Genomic DNA, 18776 nt, shown 5'->3' on the forward strand with positions numbered 1-18776 from the left:
CCGACGGTGAGCCGCTGAGCAGGACCCTGGGTGGGCGTGCGCGGGAGACGCCCACCGTTCCTGTCTCCCGCTCGGACGACCGTCCCCACTCACCTGCCGCCGCCGCGCACCGTCACTCGCCGACCTCCCCCGCCAGCCCCACCTGCACCATCGGCTTCCCCCGCCGCCTGGACACGAAGATCCCCCGCCCCGCCGGCATCGCCCGCGGCCGCACCCCGCCCAGCAGGTCGCCCTCCGCCGGGTCACCCGCAAGGACGACACCCTGGGCGCCGAGTTCCTTCATGCGCTGCATGAACGGCTCGTACGACGCCCGCCCCGCGCCCGCCGTCGAGCGCGCGATGATGAACCGCACCCCCACGTCCCGCGCGAACGGCAGCAGTTCCGTGAGACCCGCCAGGGGATTGCCGCTCGACGTGGCGACGAGGTCGTAGTCGTCGATGACGACGAACACCGTCGGCCCCCGCCACCAGCTCCGCTCCCGCAACTGCTCCGGCGTGACGTCCGCCGTCGGCGTGCGCCGCCGCATCAGGTCGGCCAGCGCGTCCATGTGGTGCTGCATCTGGTTCGACACGGGGATGTACTCGGCCAGGTGCGAGGGCGGTGTCACGCCCAGCAGCGAACGGCGGTTGTCCACGACGAACAGCTTGCAGTGGTCGCCGTCGTAGCGCTCGCCGAGGCGCCGGACGAGCAGCCTCAGCAGGTTCGACTTGCCGGACTCGCTCTCGCCGAGCACCAGGAAGAACGGGTCCTGGTCGAAGTCCACGAAGACCGGCTCGAGATGGTCCTCGTCCAGCGCGAAGGACACGCCCCGCTCCGGGAAGCGGTCGCCGGACGGCAACCGGTCCGCGGCGAACGACCGCGGCAGCAGCCGTACGCCGGGAGCACCCGGCTGCTGCCAGTGCCGGCCCACCTCGGCCACCAGCGCCGACGTCGCGTCCGGCAGGTCGGCGTCCGAGGACAGGCCGTCGATCCGCGGGACGGCCGCCATGAAGTGCTGCCTCTGCGGCGTCTGTCCGCGCCCGGGGACACCCGTGGGCACGTTGGCCGCGACCTTGCGGTCGAACTCGGAGTCCATCGCGTCGCCGAGCCGCAGCTCCAGCCGGTTCATCAGGTGGTCCTTGAGGTTCGCGCGGACCTCCATCGCGCGCGACGCCGTGAGGACCAGGTGGATGCCGAAACCGAGGCCCCGGGCCGCGATGTCCAGCACCACCGGCTCCAGCGCCTCGTACTCCGTGCGGAACGCGCCCCAGCCGTCGATCACCAGGAAGACGTCGCCCCACGGCTGGTCGGTCAGCGGGATGTCGCCCCGCGCGCGACGGGCGCGGAAGTCGGCCACCGAGGAGATCCCGGCCGAACGGAAGTACTCCTCACGGCGGTTCATGATGCCGTACACCTCGGCCGTCGTGCGGCGCACGCGCTCCGGGTCGAGCCGGGAGGCGACCCCGCCGACGTGCGGCAGCCCGGCCACCGCCGACAGGCCGCCCCCGCCGAAGTCCAGCGCGTAGAACTGCACTTCGTGCGGTGTGTGGGTGAGCGCGAACGACGCCACGACCGTGCGCACCAGCGTCGACTTCCCGGACTGCGGCCCACCGAGGATCTGCATGTGGCCCGCCGACCCGCCGAAGTCGGCCCACAGCGGGTCGCGCCGCTGCTCGTAGGGCTTGTCGACGATGCCGACCGGCACCACGAACCGCCCCGCGCCCTCGTACCCCGGCAGGGTCAGACCGCGGCCCGCGACCGGCGCGAGGCCGGGCAGCAGGGCGTCGAGCGACGGCGGGCTGTCCAGCGGCGGCAACCAGACCTGGTGCGCCGCCGGCCCCTGCGCCTCCAGCCGGCGCACGACGACGTCCAGCACGGTGTCCGCGAGCGCGTCATCGTCAATGGAACCGGCACCGGTACCGGTACCGCCACTGGCACCGGAACCGCCACCGGCACCACCACCCACATCAGCACCGGAACCAACACCAGCAACGCCAGCTGCACCAGCACCAGCCCCAGGACCAGCCCCACCAGCCACCCCCGCCCCGTCACCCGACGCCCCCCGCTGGTGCGGCAGCACCCCCCGCCCCACCGGCACCCGCGCCGCCGTGAACAGCACGGGCCTGCGGTCCGCCGGGAGGAGCCCGCCGGACGACACGCGCGGCGCGCCGGAGCGGTACGCGCCGGAGACGTAGGCGGCCTTGAAGCGCACCAGTTCGTCGGTGCCGAACTTGAGCAGCCCGGACCCGGGGACGTTCGGCAGCTCGTAGGCGTCCGGGACGCCGAGCGCCGCGCGCGACTCGGCGGCGGAGAAGGTCCGCAGCCCGATCCGGTACGACAGGTGGGTCTCCAGGCCCCGCAGCCGGCCCTCCTCCAGCCGCTGCGAGGCGAGCAGCAGGTGCACGCCGAGCGAGCGGCCGATCCGGCCGATCTGCACGAACACCTCGATGAAGTCCGGCTTGGCGGTAAGCAGTTCGCTGAACTCGTCGATGACCAGGACCAGGGACGGCATCGGCTGCAGCGGGGCGCCGGCCGCGCGGGCCTTCTCGTAGGCGTGGATGTTGGCGTAGTTGCCCGCGCCGTGGAGCATCTCCTGACGGCGGTTCAGCTCGCCGCGCAGGGAGTCGCCCATGCGGTCGACCAGGGTGAGGTCGTCCGCGAGGTTGGTGATGACCGCGGCCACGTGCGGGAGGTGGGCCATGCCCGCGAACGTGGCGCCGCCCTTGAAGTCGGCCAGCACGAAGTTCAGCGTCTCGGAGGAGTGGGTCACCGCGAGGCCGAGGACCAGGGTGCGCAGCAGCTCCGACTTTCCGGAGCCGGTGGCGCCGACGCACAGGCCGTGCGGCCCCATGCCCTCGTGCGCCGCCTCCTTCAGGTCGAGCAGCACGGGACGGCCGTCCTCGCCGACGCCGATCGGCACGCGCAGCCGCTCCGCCTGCCCGCGCGGCCGCCAGGTGTGCCGGGGGTCGACGGCGGCCGCGTCCCCCAGGTCCAGCAGGTCGGTGAACTCCAGCCTCGCCAGCAGCGGTTCGTCGTCGTCCCCGCCGGACGCCACGCGCAACGGCGCCAGCTGCCGGGCCAGCGCCTCGGCGGCCTCGTACGACAGGACGTCCGGCGTGCCCTCGTAGGCGGGTCCCTGTGCGGACTCCAGCAGCAGGCTCGTCGGCCGTACGACGACGGAGAGGTCGCCGCGGCCGTGGGCGAGCTCGCCGGGCACGACCTCGAGCAGGGTGACGCCCTGGAGGCCCTCGGGGCTCGCCAGCAGTGAGGTCGGCGGCAGGGACACACCGTCCAGGACGACCACGACGTGCGGCTGTTCGGGCACGGGCGGCCCGGCCGGGTGGAAGCGCGGGCGCCCCTGCAGACGGGCGCCGAGCAGGTCCTCGAGCTCCAGCGGGTCGGCGCTGATCAGCCGGACGCTGCCGGCGCCGTCCGCGAGCCCGGGCGCCTGCGCATGGGGCAGCCACTTGACCCACTCCCACTCGGGCGCGGACTCCGGCGCCGCGGCGACGGCGACGACCAGGTCCGCGGGGGAGTGCAGCGCGGTGAGGGAGGCGGTCACCGCGCGCGTGGCGCCGCGCACCGTGGCCGGATCACCGCTGATCGTCAGGTGGAAGAAGGCCCGCAGCGACAGGGCGATCGGCAGGTCCTCCAGCAGGCCGTGGGTGGCGACGAACCGCTCCACCGCGCCGGCGGTCATCGGCTCCAGCTGGTCGGTGGGCGCGCTCTGCGGGGGCACCAGGGGGGTCGACAGGGGCTGGACCCCGAGGCCGACGCGCACCTGCCCGAAGTCCTCGTCGCCGGAGCGCCGCTCCCACACGCGGCTGCCCTCGGCGACCAGCGCCCACAGTTGCTCGGGCGAAGGGTGCAGATAGAACTGGGCGTCGCGCTGGGCCCGCGCGGTGTCCTGCGCGGCACGCCGCACCTGCGACAGGTAGCGGAGGTAGTCGCGCCGCAGGTCCGCCAACTGTCCGATGTTGCCCCGGCGGTAGCGGACCAGCATCGAGACGCCCAGGGCGAGGGTGGACGCCACCATCACCATGCCCATGATCTTCATGAAGGGCTGGGCCTGCGGGTTGAAGAAGAACACCACGGAGCCGCCCATGCCGAGCATGGGCAGCAACTGCAGGAGCGCGCCCTCCCGCTGACCCCGCGGCAGCTCCGGCGGCGGCTGGAGGACGACCTCCTCCGTGGGCACTTCCTTCGGCAGCGTCCGCGGCGGACGCTTGACGACGACGTGGCTCATTCGCACCGATTCCCTGGTCCGCCCGACCCGTTCGGCCCCCCGCCCCGTGTCCGGGGAACGTCGGTCGCGCAGCGCGATCCTACTGACCGTCACCGACATCGGCGGGCGATAAGGTGCCGGGTGAAAACCTGTGAGCAGGTGCGAACCGGCCCCGGCCGTACGCACTGACGAGGGGGAGACGACAGGTGAGCACGACGGCCTCCGCGCCGACCGGCGCGAGCGGCGGACCCGGCACCGCGGCCCCGTTCCCGGCGGGCACGCGGTCCGGCTTCTGCCGGGTCACCATCGTGGCGCCCGACGGCCGCGTCGACGTGGCCCTGCCCGACGACGTCCCGGTCGCGGACCTCTACCCGGAGGTCCTGCGCCTGTCGCGGCAGCGCCCCGCCGAGGGCGCCCCGGTCGGCTACCACCTGGTACGCCGCGACGGGACGGTCCTCGACAGCGCCCGGTCCTTCGCGGCCCAGCGCATCCTGGACGGCGAACTGCTCACGCTGCGCCCGTTCGCCCAGTCGCTGCCGCCGGCCGTCTTCGACGACGTCGCCGAGGTGGTGGCCGCCGCCGTCACGCGCGACCGCACGCTGTGGAGCGGCGAGCACACGCGCGTGGCGGGCCTCGTCGCGGGCGGGGTGCTGCCCGCGCTGCTCGCGTTCATGGCCTGGAGCTCCCAGACCCGCCACGACATGCACGGCCTGCAGGGTGTCCTCGCCGCCGTCGCCGGGGTTTTCCTGGTGACCTTCGCCTGCGTCCGCGCCCGCGTGTACGACGACCGTGCGTCGGCGGTCGCCCTCGGGCTCGGGGCGCTGCCGAACGTCGCCGTCGCGGGGTCGGGCCTGCTGCCGCCGTCCGACGGGCAGGGCGTCGGACGGCTCCAGTTCCTGCTGGCCTGCACCTTCGTGCTGCTGGCCGCCCTGGTGCTCACGCTCGTGTCACCCGGCGGGGACGGCCCCTTCGTGGCGTTCGTGTTCGCCTCGGCGGTCGCCCTGGTCGTCACCTTCGTGGCGCTCCTCGCCGGCTTCGAGCCCGTGGAGACGGCCGCCGTGTGCGCGCCGCTGTCCGTGTGCGCGCTCGCGTTCCTGCCGGGCCTGTCCGTGCGGTTCGCGCGGCTGCCCGTCGGCTACGAGCCGCCGACCCCGTCGGGCGGCTACGCGGACGAGGAGCCGACGGCGCAGCGACCGGTGGACGCCGAGCGCGTCGCCGCCCAGGCCCGCCGCGGCCACGAACTCCTCGTCGGCCTGGTCGGCGGCTGCGCGCTGCTCAGCGTGGGCGCCTCGCTGGTGCTCGGCTCCTCCGACGACCCCTGGGCGCAGCTCCTGGCCCTGGCGGGGGCGGTCGCCATGCTGATGCGGGCCCACCTGTTCCGCTACACCGCGCAGGTCGCGGCCACCCTGGCCGCGGGCCTCGCCGGTCTCGTCGCGCTCGGTCTGGGGCTCGCCCTGAACCCGCCGCGGTCGTCCTGGCACGACGCCCTGCACGGGGACACCGCCGCGCTCGACGTGCGCAGCGTGTGGCTGGTGGCCGCCGTCGCCGCGGCGGCCGCGGTCGTCACCTCCGTCGGGCTCATCACCCCGCGCCGGGGCGTCACCCCGTTCTGGGGACGCTTCTTCGAGATCGCCGAGGCGTTCGTCCTGCTGACCCTGGTCCCGCTGGCGCTCGCCGTGTTCGACGTGTACGCGGCGGCCAGGTCCATGGCCGGCACCTGACGCCCGGCCCACCGTCTCCCGGGGCGCACCGCGCGTACGTGCCCCGCCCCGGACCTCGCCGCCCCACGCGTGCGGTCCCCGCCGCTCGTCCGCCGCCCCACGCGTGCGTGCCGCCTCCCGTCCTGACGAAAGGATTCTCCAGCGTGAGCTTCGGCCCACCACCCTCCGTCTTCACCCAGTCCGCGGTCACCGCGCAGACGGAACAGAAGAAGCGCCGCCGCCGCACCTGGCTGCTCGTCACGCTCCTGGTCGCCCTCGTGGCCGGTCTCGGCACGGGAGGCTGGCTCCTGTGGGGCCGCGACGGCGGCTCACCCTCCGACGGCAGGTCCGGCGAAGCGGCCCCCGGCCCCCTCGACGTCCGTCAGACGGTGGAGAAGCCCCCCGCCACCACCACCGGCGCCATGGCCTTCCGCTTCTCCGTGGACGACATGAGCCCCGGCGAGCACTACGCGCTGCCCGGCATGTGGGCCACCGACACCGTCCTCGCCAAGGGCATCAACCGAACCCTGGCCGGCTACCCGATCGGCGCGGATGCCGCGCCCGGCAAGAAGCAGGAGAAGTGGACGGTTCGCCTCGACGGCCCGATCTGCGGCTACACCCCGCACGTCACCGTCGACCACCGCACCGCCGTCCTGTTCAAGGCCAGCGACCGCGAGGGGGCGTACTGCAACCACGTCGTCCTCGTCGACCTCGACGACGGCACCGAGGTCTGGGAGCGCACCTTCCCCGTCTCCATGGCGGGCCACTCCGTCAGCTCCCCGCAGCGCACGCCGGGCGTCACCCTCGCCCACGACACCGTCGCCGTCACCTGGGGCGGCGGCACCAGCGCCTTCGACCTGGCCGAGGGCCGCAGCAAGTGGCGTACGACGGTCTCCGGGTCCTGCCGGGACGACGGCGCCGCCGGAGGGGCCGGGCTGCTGATCCGGCGCACGTGCTGGAAGGAGGGCGCCCCCTCCAGCGACCTCTGGGACGGGACGACGTACTCCGTGCGCAAGGTCGACCCCGCCACGGGCGCGACGCTGTGGACGTACTCCGCCGCGAAGGGCGTCCGCGACCTGGCCGTGCCCTCCGCCGAGCCGCCCGTCGTCGGCGTGTCCGCGGGCGACACAGGGCTGACCGAACTGATCTCCCTGGACGCCGAGGGCCGCAACCGCGCCACGGTGAGCCTGCAGAGCGGCACCTACGTGGGGGAGTGCTCGTCCTTCGACTACCTGGTCATCGACGACTGCCCGACCATCGCCGTCGGTGACGGCCAGGTCTTCCTGCGCAGCAAGGACCAGACCGACCAGGGCACGTCCAACTGGATCATCGGCTTCGACCTGGCCACCGGGAACACCACCCGCAAGTTCGACTCCGGCCCGAACGCGCTGCTGCGGCCGGTGCGGATGAGCGGGCACCAGCTGCTCGCCCTGCGCACCAGCGAGGACGGCATCTCCCCGCACGCCCTGGTGAGCCTGGACCCCGAGACCGGCGGCGAGCGGCCCTACCTCTACTTCGGGCTGCCCGCGGAGGCCGCGCCCCTCACCTCGATCGACGACAACGACGTCCTCGTCCAGGACGGGCGGGTCTTCTTCGGCGCCAAGACCGCGGACGGGCCCGGCGAGGACCAGAAGAAGGCGTGGATCTACCTGGTGCTCGGCATCGGCGCGGCGAAGAAGTAGGCCACCGACGAAAAGGGGGCGTCCGGTGTCACCACCGAGCGCCCCCGCCGTACCCCTCGGCTACGGTGCGTCCGCCTGCGCGGGCACCCCGCCGTCGCGCGCGTCCGGCTCCAGGTCGAACTCGCCGTCCCGGGCACCCAGCACGAACGCCCGCCACTCCGCCTCGGTGTAGCGCAGCACCGTGTCCGGGTCGAGCGAGGAGCGCATCGCGACCGCGCCGGCGGGCAGGTACGCGATCTCCACCCGCTCCTCGTGCTCCTCGGTGCCCGGCGCGCAGTGCCACTCCACGTCCGAGATGTCGAGCGCGTACAGCTCGTCCCGCTCGCGTTCCTTGCGGGCCTTGCGTTCCTCGTCCGTCTCATCGGCCATGGCGGCTCCGGTCCTTCCTACGGGGCAACGAGCTGTACGACTACCCTACTTGGAGCATTCGTCCAGGTCAGAGGTTTCTCGTCGACCGCACTCGTTCGAGTGGTACAGCGGCGCCGGTCCACGGGGCCGGGCGGGCCGGCGGACGGGTCCGTCGAGGCGGGCTGCTACTCTTGCATTCGGCCGTTTGTGTACGCACCCCCGGAACGCACCGTTCTGGAGGTCGCGCCCAGCGGATCCCCGCCTTCCGAGTCACGGAAGCTCCCCCGAGACACAGACCGGGGGCACTCGGTGGCCACCACAGATCATGAGGAGTACGCGTGTCGCTCGACGCCGCCACGAAGAAGCAGATCATCTCCGAGTTCGGTACCAAGGAGGGCGACACCGGCTCCCCCGAGGTCCAGGTCGCCATGCTCTCCCGTCGGATCTCCGACCTGACGGAGCACCTCAAGACGCACAAGCACGACCACCACTCCCGCCGGGGTCTGCTGATCCTGGTCGGTCAGCGTCGTCGCCTGCTCCAGTACCTGGCCAAGAAGGACATCCAGCGCTTCCGTGCGCTGGTCGACCGCCTGGGCATCCGCCGCGGTGCGGCCGGCGGCGCCAAGTAGCACGCCGTGGAGGGAGCGGTTCCCGTGCCGATTCGGGGACCGCTCCCTTTGCCGTACGTGCGGAAACATGCGGACTGTCACTCACGCTTTGTAATGTGGTGGCAGGAAGCACGACGTGCGACACAGCATGACAAGAAGAGGAGGAGCGCACCTCGCCGCCGCCGGTCCTCGGTAGTGGCCCCCGGGCAACGACAGCCCCGGGTGCTTCGATCGAAGACCGGCCCGCACCAGACGGCGCGCTTCTCCACGACCGTCCCCCTGCCACACGGGCAGCCAGGGACGAGGACGAGGAGACATCACTAGTGGAGAACGAGACCCACTACGCCGAAGCCGTGATCGACAACGGCACCTTCGGCACCCGCACCATCCGTTTCGAGACGGGCCGCCTGGCCAAGCAGGCCGCCGGCTCCGCCGTGGCGTACCTGGACGACGACACCATGGTGCTGTCGGCCACCACCGCCTCCAAGAACCCCAAGGACCAGCTCGACTTCTTCCCCCTGACGGTGGACGTCGAGGAGCGGATGTACGCCGCCGGCAAGATCCCCGGCAGCTTCTTCCGCCGTGAGGGCCGGCCCTCCGAGGACGCGATCCTCACGTGCCGCCTCATCGACCGCCCGCTGCGCCCGTCCTTCAAGAAGGGCCTGCGCAACGAGATCCAGGTCGTCTGCACCGTCATGGCGCTCAACCCCGACCACCTGTACGACGTCGTCGCGATCAACGCCGCGTCCGCGTCCACGCAGCTGGCCGGCCTGCCCTTCTCCGGCCCGATCGGCGGCGTCCGCGTCGCGCTGATCAGCGGCCAGTGGGTCGCGTTCCCGACGCACACCGAGCTCGAGGACGCCGTCTTCGACATGGTCGTCGCCGGTCGCGTCCTGGAGGACGGCGACGTCGCGATCATGATGGTCGAGGCCGAGGCCACCGAGCAGACCATCAAGCTGGTCGAGGGCGGCGCCGAGGCGCCCACCGAGGAGGTCGTGGCCGCCGGTCTGGAGGCCGCGAAGCCCTTCATCAAGGTCCTGTGCAAGGCCCAGTCGGACCTCGCCGCCAAGGCCGCCAAGCCGGTCGGCGAGTTCCCGGTCTTCCTGGACTACCAGGACGACATCCTGGAGGCGCTGAGCGCCGCCGTGCGCACCGAGCTCGCCCAGGCGCTCACCATCGCGGGCAAGCAGGAGCGCGAGGCCGAGCTGGACCGCGTCAAGGCGCTCGCCGCCGAGAAGCTCCTGCCGGAGTTCGAGGGCCGCGAGAAGGAGATCTCCGCCGCCTACCGCTCCCTGACCAAGCAGCTCGTCCGCGAGCGCGTGATCAAGGAGAAGAAGCGCATCGACGGCCGCGGTGTCACCGACATCCGCACGCTGGCCGCCGAGGTCGAGGCCATCCCGCGGGTTCACGGCTCCGCGCTGTTCGAGCGTGGCGAGACCCAGATCCTGGGCGTCACCACCCTCAACATGCTCCGCATGGAGCAGCAGCTGGACACCCTCTCCCCGGTGACCCGCAAGCGCTACATGCACAACTACAACTTCCCGCCGTACTCCACCGGTGAGACCGGCCGCGTCGGCTCCCCGAAGCGCCGCGAGATCGGCCACGGCGCCCTCGCCGAGCGCGCGCTCGTGCCGGTGCTGCCCGCGCGCGAGGACTTCCCCTACGCGATCCGCCAGGTGTCCGAGGCCCTCAGCTCCAACGGCTCGACCTCCATGGGCTCGGTCTGCGCCTCCACCATGTCGCTGCTGAACGCCGGTGTGCCGCTCAAGGCCCCGGTCGCCGGTATCGCCATGGGCCTGATCTCCCAGGAGATCGAGGGCGAGACGCACTACGTCACCCTCACCGACATCCTCGGTGCGGAGGACGCCTTCGGCGACATGGACTTCAAGGTCGCCGGCACCAAGGAGTTCGTGACCGCCCTCCAGCTCGACACCAAGCTGGACGGCATCCCCGCCTCCGTCCTGGCCGCGGCCCTCAAGCAGGCCCGCGACGCCCGCCTCCACATCCTCGACGTGATGATGGAGGCCATCGACCGGCCCGACGAGATGTCCCCGAACGCCCCGCGGATCATCACCGTCAAGATCCCGGTCGACAAGATCGGTGAGGTCATCGGCCCCAAGGGCAAGATGATCAACCAGATCCAGGAGGACACCGGCGCCGAGATCACGATCGAGGACGACGGCACCATCTACATCGGTGCCGCCGACGGCCCCTCCGCCGAGGCCGCCCGCGCCACGATCAACGGCATCGCCAACCCGACGATGCCCGAGGTCGGCGAGCGCTACCTGGGCACGGTCGTGAAGACGACCACCTTCGGTGCCTTCGTCTCCCTGCTCCCCGGCAAGGACGGTCTGCTGCACATCTCGCAGATCCGCAAGCTCGCCGGCGGCAAGCGCGTGGAGAACGTCGAGGACGTCCTCGGCGTCGGCCAGAAGGTCCAGGTCGAGATCGCCGAGATCGACTCCCGCGGCAAGCTCTCCCTCATCCCCGTGATCGAGGGCGAGGAAGGCTCCGAGGACGACACGAAGGACGACACCGACAAGTGACGTCGAGCAGCTCCACGGCGACGGCCCGCACCTCCTCGGAGGCGCGGGCCGTCGCCCGTACCCAAACCCTCATCAAGGGCACCGACGGCACCGGCACGGTCCGCAGGACCACCCTCCCCGGCGGTCTGCGCATCGTCACCGAGACCCTGCCCTCGGTCCGCTCCGCGACCTTCGGCATCTGGGCGCACGTCGGCTCCCGCGACGAGACCCCCGCGCTGAACGGCGCCACGCACTACCTCGAGCACCTGCTGTTCAAGGGCACCCACCGGCGCAGCGCCCTGGACATCTCCGCCGCCCTCGACGCGGTGGGCGGCGAGATGAACGCCTTCACGGCGAAGGAGTACACGTGCTACTACGCGCGCGTGCTCGACGCCGACCTGCCGCTCGCCATAGACGTCGTCTGCGACATGCTCACCGGCTCGCTGATCCTGGAGGAGGACGTCGACGTCGAGCGCGGCGCCATCCTCGAGGAGATCGCGATGACCGAGGACGACCCGGGCGACTGCGTGCACGACCTGTTCGCGCACACGATGTTCGGCGACAACCCCCTCGGCCGCCCCGTCCTCGGCACGGTCGACACGGTCAACGCCCTCACCGCGGACCGCATCCGCCGCTTCTACAAGAAGCACTACGACCCCACCCACCTCGTGGTCGCCTGCGCCGGCAACGTCGACCACCAGAAGGTCGTCCGCCAGGTCCGCGCCGCCTTCGAGAAGTCCGGGGCGCTGCGCGACCCGGACGCCGTGCCCCTCGCCCCGCGCGGCGGCAGCCGCACCCTGCGCACCGCCGGCCGGGTCGAGCTGGTCGGCCGCAGGACCGAGCAGGCGCACGTCGTCCTCGGCATGCCCGGCCTGTCCCGCACGGACGACCGGCGCTGGGCCCTGGGCGTCCTCAACACCGCCCTGGGCGGCGGGATGTCCTCGCGCCTGTTCCAGGAGGTCCGCGAGAAGCGCGGCCTGGCCTACAGCGTGTACTCGTACACCTCGGGGTTCGCCGACTGCGGCCTGTTCGGCGTGTACGCCGGCTGCCGGCCCAGCCAGGTCCACGACGTGCTGAAGATCTGCCGCGACGAACTCGACCAGGTCGCCCAGCACGGCCTCTCCGACGACGAGATCGACCGTGCCATCGGCCAGCTCAAGGGCTCCACGGTCCTCGGCCTGGAGGACACCGGCGCGCTGATGAACCGCATCGGCAAGAGCGAGCTGTGCTGGGGCGAGCAGATGTCCGTCGACGACATGCTGTCCCGGATAGCGGCCGTGACCCCGGACGACGTCCGCGCGGTGGCCCGCGAGGTCCTGGGCCGGCGCCCGTCGCTGTCGGTCATCGGCCCCCTGAAGGACAAGCAGGCCGCGCGCCTGCACGACGCCGTCGCCTGACCCACCTGGCAAAGGAAGCAACAGACATGAGCAAGCTGCGCGTGGCGGTCCTCGGCGCCAAGGGCCGGATCGGTTCCGAGGCGGTCCGGGCCGTCGAGGCCGCCGAGGACCTGGAGCTGGTGGCCGCCCTCGGCCGGGGCGACTCGCTCCAGGCGCTGACCGACGCCGGCGCCCAGGTGGCCGTGGAACTGACCACGCCCGCCTCGGTCATGGACAACCTCGAGTTCTGCGTGGGCCACGGCATCCACGCCGTCGTCGGCACCACCGGCTGGACCGACGAGCGCCTGGCCCGCCTCCGGGAGTGGCTGGCCGGCTCCCCGCAGACCGGTGTGCTCATCGCGCCGAACTTCTCCATCGGCGCCGTGCTCACCATGAAGTTCGCGCAGATCGCCGCGCCGTACTTCGAGTCGGTGGAGGTCGTCGAGCTGCACCACCCGAACAAGGTGGACGCCCCCTCGGGCACCGCCACGCGCACCGCCCAGCTCATCGCCGAGGCCCGCGCCAAGGCCGGCACGGCCCCCGCGCCGGACGCCACCACGACCGCCCTGGACGGCGCCCGCGGCGCGGACGTCGACGGGGTGCCCGTGCACGCGGTCCGTCTGCGGGGCCTCCTGGCCCACCAGGAGGTCCTCCTCGGCGGCGAGGGCGAGACTCTGACCGTCCGGCACGACTCCCTGCACCACAGCAGCTTCATGCCGGGCATCCTGCTGGGCGCCCGCCGCGTGGTGACGACGCCCGGCCTGACCTTCGGCCTGGAACACTTCCTGGACCTGGGCTGACCCGGATCATGCGAGCCAAGCTGTCCTACCTCGTCACGGCTGCCGTCCTGGTCTTCTACTTCGTCCTGGTCGGCAGCCGGGGCGTGCTGCTCATCCAGTCCGGCACGGTCGTCACCGTCACCTTCGGCGTGGCGGTGCTGGTCCTGCCGGTCATCGGCCTGTGGTTCCTGTGGAAGAACACCCAGTTCGTCCGCCGGGCCAACGCCCTGGCCGCCGAACTCGACGCCGAGGGCGGCCTGCCCGTCGACGAGCTGCGCCGGTCCCCGAGCGGCCGCATCGACCGGGAGTCGGCCGACGAGGTCTTCGCCCGGCGCAAGGCCGAGACGGAGGCAGCGCCCGACGACTGGCGCACCTGGTTCCGCCTCGCCGTCGCCTACCACGACGCCCGCGACACCCCGCGCGCCCGCAAGGCCATGCAGCGCGCCATAGCCCTGCACGACGGCAAGCCCGTCCAGGCCTGAGCCACCCGCGCCCACAAGGCGCCGCGCAGCCGCTGAACGGGCGCGCGGAGCCGGCCGGGCGCAGCGGAGGGGCCGGCCCGCTCCCGGCGGACCGGCCCCTCCGCGCGTCCTGGGGGCGGCGTCAGCCCGCGTTCTCCGCGGCCCACGCCTCGACCGTGTCGGCGGCCCGGTCGAAGGCCTCGTAGCGCGCGAGGAAGTCCGCGTCGTGCGTGGTCAGCAGCGGTACGGCGGCCTCCGCGCCGTGGTCCCGCCGGACGAGGACGAGCGCCTGCCCCTGCACGGTCCGCGGCAGCCCCAGCCAGCGCACCGGCTGCTGCACGGTCCGCACCGCGCCGACCCGGTTCCACGGCACCGTCCGCGTCACGAGCAGCCCGACCTGCCGCAGCCCCTGCGAGCTGACCCACACACCCATCCGCAGCAGCCGCAGCGCCCCGGCGATCACCAACAGCGAGAGCCCGAAGACCGTGGCCGCCTCGGACACGGAGCCGGTGAGCGCGATGACGACCGCCGCGAACAGCACGAAGGAGGCCAGTAGCAGCAGGACCGCGGCCGTGCCGACCCGCCAGGGACCGGGCCGGTAGGGGCGCCGCCAGCGCTCGTGGTCGTCGTGGGGCAGTGCGACGTCGTCCGCGGCCTCGAAGGGGTGATCGGCCGTCAGGAAGGGCAGGGGCACGGGTGGTCCTCACTCGATCCATGCTGGAGCTGTGACCGGTGAGGTTATCCGCCCGTGACGCCGCTCACCACCTTCGCGGGCCCCGGCAGGAGTCAGTGTCCCCGGGGCGGGTGGGACGAGTCGGACGACTGGGACGCCTGCGACTGCTGCGTGGGCACCGAGTGGTCGAGCGACAGCGCCGGCATCCCCACGACCAGCGCGCCGACGAGCGCGGCCACGATGGTGAGCCCCAGCAGCCAGCGCCCGGCCATCTCACCGGCGGACGCGCGCTGTCGTGGGGGCGGGGTGACGTTGCTGCGGAACCGCTCCGCCTCGGCCAGGAAGGCGAAGGGGACGGGCTCGCGCCGACGGAACATCGGAGTGCCACTCCTTTTCTTGTCAGGGTCCTTGTCAGGGTTTGTGGTCGAACACGTGGACCTCACCGATTCAGACGCGCGAGTGACACAAAAGGTGCCGATGTCCGACAAGATCTTTTGGCCGTGCCCCAGCGGGTGAGGGTGCCCGGGCCCGCTCGGGTGCCCCGTAAGGTGGTGGCCAACCGCAGCAGTGATGGAAGGACCCCCACCCCCGTGACCAGCCCAGAGTCGCTCACGTTCCGCAGTGACGTCACCGTCGAGCTGGTGAAGTCCAGCGCCTCGGACGCCGACGTGCTCTTCGCCGCCCGCGTCTCCACCGCGGGCGAGCAGTCCCTGGCGGAGCTCAGCAAGGACCCCGAGCGCTCCAAGGGCCTGATCAACTACCTGATGCGCGACCGGCACGGCAGCCCGTTCGAGCACAACTCGATGACCTTCTTCATCAGTGCCCCGATCTTCGTCTTCCGCGAGTTCATGCGGCACCGCGTCGGCTGGTCGTACAACGAGGAGTCCGGCCGCTACCGCGAGCTCCAGCCGGTCTTCTACGTCCCGGACACCTCCCGCAAGCTGGTCCAGCAGGGCCGCCCCGGGAAGTACGAGTTCGTCGAGGGCACCCCGTCCCAGCACGCCGCGGTCAGCGACACCCTGCGGGAGTCGTACGAGCAGGCGTACACCGCGTACCAGAAGATGCTCGCCGAGGGTGTCGCGCGCGAGGTCGCCCGTGCCGCCCTCCCGGTCGGCCTGTACTCCTCCATGTACGCCACCTGCAACGCCCGCTCGCTGATGCACTTCCTCGGCCTGCGCACCCAGCACGAGCTGGCGAAGGTGCCGTCGTTCCCGCAGCGGGAGATCGAGATGGTGGGCGAGAAGATGGAGGCGGAGTGGGCCCGGCTCATGCCGCTCACCCACGCCGCGTACAACGCCAACGGCCGCGTGGCGCCGTAAGGCGGCACCGCGTGCCCGCGCGGTACACATGTGCGGTTCCACCGCCCGAAGTGTCCGTATTGCGGCATTTCTAGAAGTTCATCTAGCCTGATCAAACGGACCCGGCACTGCTTGAACCCCCGAGCAGGCAGTGCCGGGCTCCACCTTTGTCCGGACTTGTCGCGACCCCCCGAGGGCAGACCCCGTGATGAGCAACGAGTAGCGTGTAACCCATGGCTCCGACCTCCACTCCGCAGACCCCCTTCGGGCGGGTCCTCACCGCCATGGTCACGCCGTTCACGGCGGACGGCGCACTCGACCTCGACGGCGCACAGCGGCTCGCCACCCACCTGGTGGACGCAGGCAACGACGGCCTGATCATCAACGGCACCACCGGCGAGTCCCCGACCACCAGCGACGCGGAGAAAGCGGACCTCGTACGAGCCGTACTGGAGGCGGTCGGCGACCGGGCCCACGTGATCGCCGGAGTCGGCACCAACGACACCCACCACAGCGTCGAGCTGGCCCGCACGGCCGAGCGCACCGGCGCACACGGCCTGCTGGTCGTCACGCCGTACTACAACAAGCCCCCGCAAGAGGGCCTGTACCGTCACTTCACGACGGTCGCCGACGCCACCGGGCTGCCGGTCATGCTGTACGACATCCCCGGCCGCAGCGGCGTCCCGATCGGCACCGAGACGCTGGTCCGTCTGGCCGAGCACCCGAGGATCGTCGCCAACAAGGACGCCAAGGGCGACCTCGGCCGCGCGAGCTGGGCCATCGCCCGCTCCGGTCTCGCCTGGTACTCCGGCGACGACATGCTGAACCTGCCGCTGCTCTCCGTGGGCGCGGTCGGCTTCGTCTCGGTCGTCGGTCACGTCGTCACGCCCGACCTGCGCGCCCTCGTCGACGCCTTCGTCTCCGGTGACGTCCAGAAGGCCGCCGAGATCCACCAGAAGCTGCTGCCCGTCTACACGGGCATGTTCCGCACCCAGGGCGTCATGACCACCAAGGCCGCGCTCAGCCTCCTGGGCCTGCCGGCCGGCCCCCTGCGCCTGCCCATGGTCGAGTGCACCGCCGAAGAGATCGAGCAGCTCAAGATCGATCTTGCCGCGGGCGGGGTACAGCTTTAAACACCAGACTTCGCGCGCCGACCCGCGCACGCAGACTCCACAACTGAATACGCAGGCCACCGGTGCCTGCACCAGACAACGACAACTGCTTCTGCACGAACGTCACGCGCGCCACGTGCCCGACCGGTACGTGGCGTGCGTGGTGAGGAGAGTCTTTTGAGTCATCCGCACCCTGAACTCGGCCCGCCCGCGCCGCTCCCCGCCGGGGGCCTGCGGGTCACCCCGCTCGGCGGCCTGGGCGAGATCGGCCGCAACATGACGGTCTTCGAGTACGACGGCCGCCTGCTGATCGTCGACTGCGGCGTGCTCTTCCCCGAGGAGGAGCAGCCCGGGATCGACCTGATCCTGCCGGACTTCAGCTCCGTCCGGGACCGCCTTGACGACATCGAGGGCATCGTCCTCACGCACGGCCACGAGGACCACATCGGCGGCGTCCCCTACCTCCTGCGCGAGAAGCCGGACATCCCGCTGATCGGCTCCAAGCTGACCCTCGCCCTGATCGAGGCCAAGCTCCAGGAGCACCGCATCCGCCCGTACACCCTCGAGGTGGTGGAGGGGGACCGCGAGCGCCTGGGTCCCTTCGACTGCGAGTTCGTCGCGGTCAACCACTCCATCCCGGACGCGCTGGCCGTCGCCATCCGCACCCCGGCGGGCATGGTCGTCCACACCGGCGACTTCAAGATGGACCAGCTGCCGCTGGACAACCGCCTCACCGACCTGCACGCCTTCGCGCGGCTCAGCGAGGAGGGCATCGACCTCCTCCTCGCCGACTCGACGAACGCGGAGGTGCCCGGCTTCGTCCCGCCCGAGCGCGACATCTCCAACGTCCTGCGCCAGGTCTTCGCGAGCGCCCGCAAGCGGATCATCGTGGCCAGCTTCGCCAGCCACGTCCACCGCATCCAGCAGATCCTGGACGCCGCCCACGAGTACGGGCGCCGGGTCGCCTTCGTCGGCCGCTCGATGGTCCGCAACATGGGCATCGCCCGCGACCTCGGCTACCTGAAGGTCCCGCCGGGCCTGGTCGTCGACGTCAAGACGCTGGACGACCTGCCCGACGACGAGGTCGTGCTGGTCTGCACGGGCTCCCAGGGCGAACCGATGGCCGCGCTGTCCCGCATGGCCAACCGGGACCACCAGATCCGCATCGTCTCCGGCGACACGGTGATCCTGGCCTCGTCCCTCATCCCCGGCAACGAGAACGCGGTCTACCGCGTGATCAACGGGCTGACCCGATGGGGCGCGAACGTCGTCCACAAGGGCAACGCCAAGGTCCACGTCTCGGGCCACGCCTCGGCCGGCGAGCTGCTGTACTTCTACAACATCTGCCGCCCGAAGAACCTGATGCCGGTGCACGGCGAATGGCGCCACCTGCGCGCCAACGCCGAGCTGGGCGCCCTCACCGGCGTCCCGCACGACCGCATCGTGATCGCCGAGGACGGCGTGGTCGTCGACCTCGTCGGGGGCAAGGCGAAGATCTCGGGCAAGGTGCAGGCGGGCTACGTCTACGTCGACGGCCTCTCCGTCGGTGACGTCGGCGAGCCGGCGCTGAAGGACCGCAAGATCCTCGGCGACGAAGGCATCATCTCGGTCTTCGTGGTGATGGACTCCTCCACCGGCAAGATCACCGGGGGCCCGCACGTGCAGGCCCGGGGCTCCGGCATCGAGGACTCGGCCTTCACCGACGTCCTCCCGAGGATCACCGAAGTCCTGGAGCGCTCGGCCAGGGACGGCGTGGTCGAGCCCCACCAGCTGCAGCAACTGATCCGCCGGACGCTGGGCAAGTGGGTGTCCGACACCTACCGCCGCCGGCCGATGATCCTGCCGGTCGTGGTGGAGGTCTGACGCCCCGTCGGCCCGTCCGACCGTACGAACCCGGAGCGGGGCACCTCGATTTGCATCGGGGCGCCCCGCTCCAGTACGTTTACGGCTCCGCCTCCGAGGGAACCCGGTCAGCTTCGAGCATCGGGACCGCCCGGGAGGGGTGGAAAA

The 18776-nt window shown here is 71.8% G+C and carries 14 protein-coding genes; 10 read left to right on the forward strand and 4 right to left on the reverse strand.

All coding sequences use genetic code 11. The features are described from left to right. Nucleotides 1-112: 112 nt before the first annotated feature. Complete coding sequence (gene eccCa, locus AQJ30_RS39570) at nt 113-4225, reverse strand: type VII secretion protein EccCa (RefSeq protein WP_245727142.1); 4113 nt, start codon at nt 4223-4225, stop codon at nt 113-115. Between the two features lie 185 nt (nt 4226-4410). On the opposite strand from eccCa, the gene eccD reads away from it, so the two are divergent. Further along, nucleotides 4411-5925 carry a type VII secretion integral membrane protein EccD gene (gene eccD / locus AQJ30_RS27235; protein WP_067239247.1) on the forward strand — a complete coding sequence of 505 codons (1515 nt, stop codon included), beginning with the start codon at nt 4411-4413 and terminating at the stop codon, nt 5923-5925. A gap of 143 nt (nt 5926-6068) precedes the next feature. Continuing rightward, nucleotides 6069-7586 carry an outer membrane protein assembly factor BamB family protein gene (locus AQJ30_RS27240; protein ID WP_067239249.1) on the forward strand — a complete coding sequence of 506 codons (1518 nt, stop codon included), beginning with the start codon at nt 6069-6071 and terminating at the stop codon, nt 7584-7586. Between the two features lie 60 nt (nt 7587-7646). On the opposite strand, the gene AQJ30_RS27245 is transcribed toward AQJ30_RS27240, so the two are convergent. After that, nucleotides 7647-7955 carry a DUF397 domain-containing protein gene (locus AQJ30_RS27245; RefSeq protein ID WP_067239250.1) on the reverse strand — a complete coding sequence of 103 codons (309 nt, stop codon included), beginning with the start codon at nt 7953-7955 and terminating at the stop codon, nt 7647-7649. A 317-nt stretch (nt 7956-8272) separates the two neighbouring features. On the opposite strand from AQJ30_RS27245, the gene rpsO reads away from it, so the two are divergent. The 5 genes from rpsO to AQJ30_RS27270 all read left to right on the forward strand — a co-directional run bounded on the left by rpsO (nt 8273) and on the right by AQJ30_RS27270 (nt 13704). Further along, nucleotides 8273-8563 carry a 30S ribosomal protein S15 gene (gene rpsO, locus AQJ30_RS27250; RefSeq protein WP_067239252.1) on the forward strand — a complete coding sequence of 97 codons (291 nt, stop codon included), beginning with the start codon at nt 8273-8275 and terminating at the stop codon, nt 8561-8563. A 302-nt stretch (nt 8564-8865) separates the two neighbouring features. After that, nucleotides 8866-11088 carry a polyribonucleotide nucleotidyltransferase gene (locus AQJ30_RS27255; RefSeq protein WP_067239253.1) on the forward strand — a complete coding sequence of 741 codons (2223 nt, stop codon included), beginning with the start codon at nt 8866-8868 and terminating at the stop codon, nt 11086-11088. Continuing rightward, nucleotides 11085-12464: a M16 family metallopeptidase gene (locus AQJ30_RS27260; RefSeq protein ID WP_067239255.1), complete on the forward strand. Its 1380-nt coding sequence runs from the start codon at nt 11085-11087 to the stop codon at nt 12462-12464. The genes AQJ30_RS27255 and AQJ30_RS27260 overlap by 4 nt, the downstream gene beginning before the upstream one ends. 26 nt (nt 12465-12490) lie before the next feature. Continuing rightward, on the forward strand, nt 12491-13243 hold the full coding sequence (gene dapB / locus AQJ30_RS27265; RefSeq protein ID WP_067239257.1) for a 4-hydroxy-tetrahydrodipicolinate reductase: 753 nt from the start codon (nt 12491-12493) through the stop codon (nt 13241-13243). A gap of 8 nt (nt 13244-13251) precedes the next feature. Further along, the gene (locus AQJ30_RS27270) at nt 13252-13704 is read left to right on the forward strand and encodes a tetratricopeptide repeat protein (RefSeq protein WP_067239259.1); all 453 of its coding nucleotides are present in this window, start codon (nt 13252-13254) and stop codon (nt 13702-13704) included. 121 nt (nt 13705-13825) lie between these two features. On the opposite strand, the gene AQJ30_RS27275 is transcribed toward AQJ30_RS27270, so the two are convergent. Together AQJ30_RS27275 and AQJ30_RS27280 are read right to left on the reverse strand one after the other, a co-directional pair. Next, nucleotides 13826-14377, reverse strand: coding sequence for a YdbT family protein (locus AQJ30_RS27275; RefSeq protein WP_067239260.1), 552 nt, complete (start codon nt 14375-14377; stop codon nt 13826-13828). 92 nt (nt 14378-14469) lie between these two features. Beyond that, nucleotides 14470-14733, reverse strand: coding sequence for a hypothetical protein (locus AQJ30_RS27280; RefSeq protein ID WP_067239262.1), 264 nt, complete (start codon nt 14731-14733; stop codon nt 14470-14472). 213 nt (nt 14734-14946) lie between these two features. Between AQJ30_RS27280 and thyX the strand changes: the two genes are divergently transcribed. From thyX to AQJ30_RS27295, 3 genes are all read left to right on the forward strand, one after another. Next, nucleotides 14947-15675: an FAD-dependent thymidylate synthase gene (thyX, locus tag AQJ30_RS27285; RefSeq protein ID WP_067239264.1), complete on the forward strand. Its 729-nt coding sequence runs from the start codon at nt 14947-14949 to the stop codon at nt 15673-15675. A gap of 212 nt (nt 15676-15887) precedes the next feature. Further along, nucleotides 15888-16787 (forward strand): 4-hydroxy-tetrahydrodipicolinate synthase, encoded by a 900-nt coding sequence (gene dapA / locus AQJ30_RS27290; protein ID WP_067239265.1) that lies wholly within the window; start codon nt 15888-15890, stop codon nt 16785-16787. Between the two features lie 156 nt (nt 16788-16943). Next, complete coding sequence (locus AQJ30_RS27295; protein ID WP_067239267.1) at nt 16944-18629, forward strand: ribonuclease J; 1686 nt, start codon at nt 16944-16946, stop codon at nt 18627-18629. Nucleotides 18630-18776: the final 147 nt, after the last annotated feature.

Origin of the sequence: Streptomyces longwoodensis, from assembly GCF_001514125.1 — a bacterium.
Classification (GTDB): Bacteria; Actinomycetota; Actinomycetes; order Streptomycetales; family Streptomycetaceae; genus Streptomyces; species Streptomyces longwoodensis.

Coding starts and splice junctions, on each gene's coding strand:
- eccCa (WP_245727142.1), bottom strand. CDS start 4,225: ATGAGCCACGTCGTCGTCAAGCGTCCGCCGCGGACGCTGCCGAAGGAA.
- AQJ30_RS27245 (WP_067239250.1), bottom strand. CDS start 7,955: ATGGCCGATGAGACGGACGAGGAACGCAAGGCCCGCAAGGAACGCGAG.
- dapB (WP_067239257.1), top strand. CDS start 12,491: ATGAGCAAGCTGCGCGTGGCGGTCCTCGGCGCCAAGGGCCGGATCGGT.
- AQJ30_RS27270 (WP_067239259.1), top strand. CDS start 13,252: ATGCGAGCCAAGCTGTCCTACCTCGTCACGGCTGCCGTCCTGGTCTTC.
- AQJ30_RS27280 (WP_067239262.1), bottom strand. CDS start 14,733: ATGTTCCGTCGGCGCGAGCCCGTCCCCTTCGCCTTCCTGGCCGAGGCG.
- dapA (WP_067239265.1), top strand. CDS start 15,888: ATGGCTCCGACCTCCACTCCGCAGACCCCCTTCGGGCGGGTCCTCACC.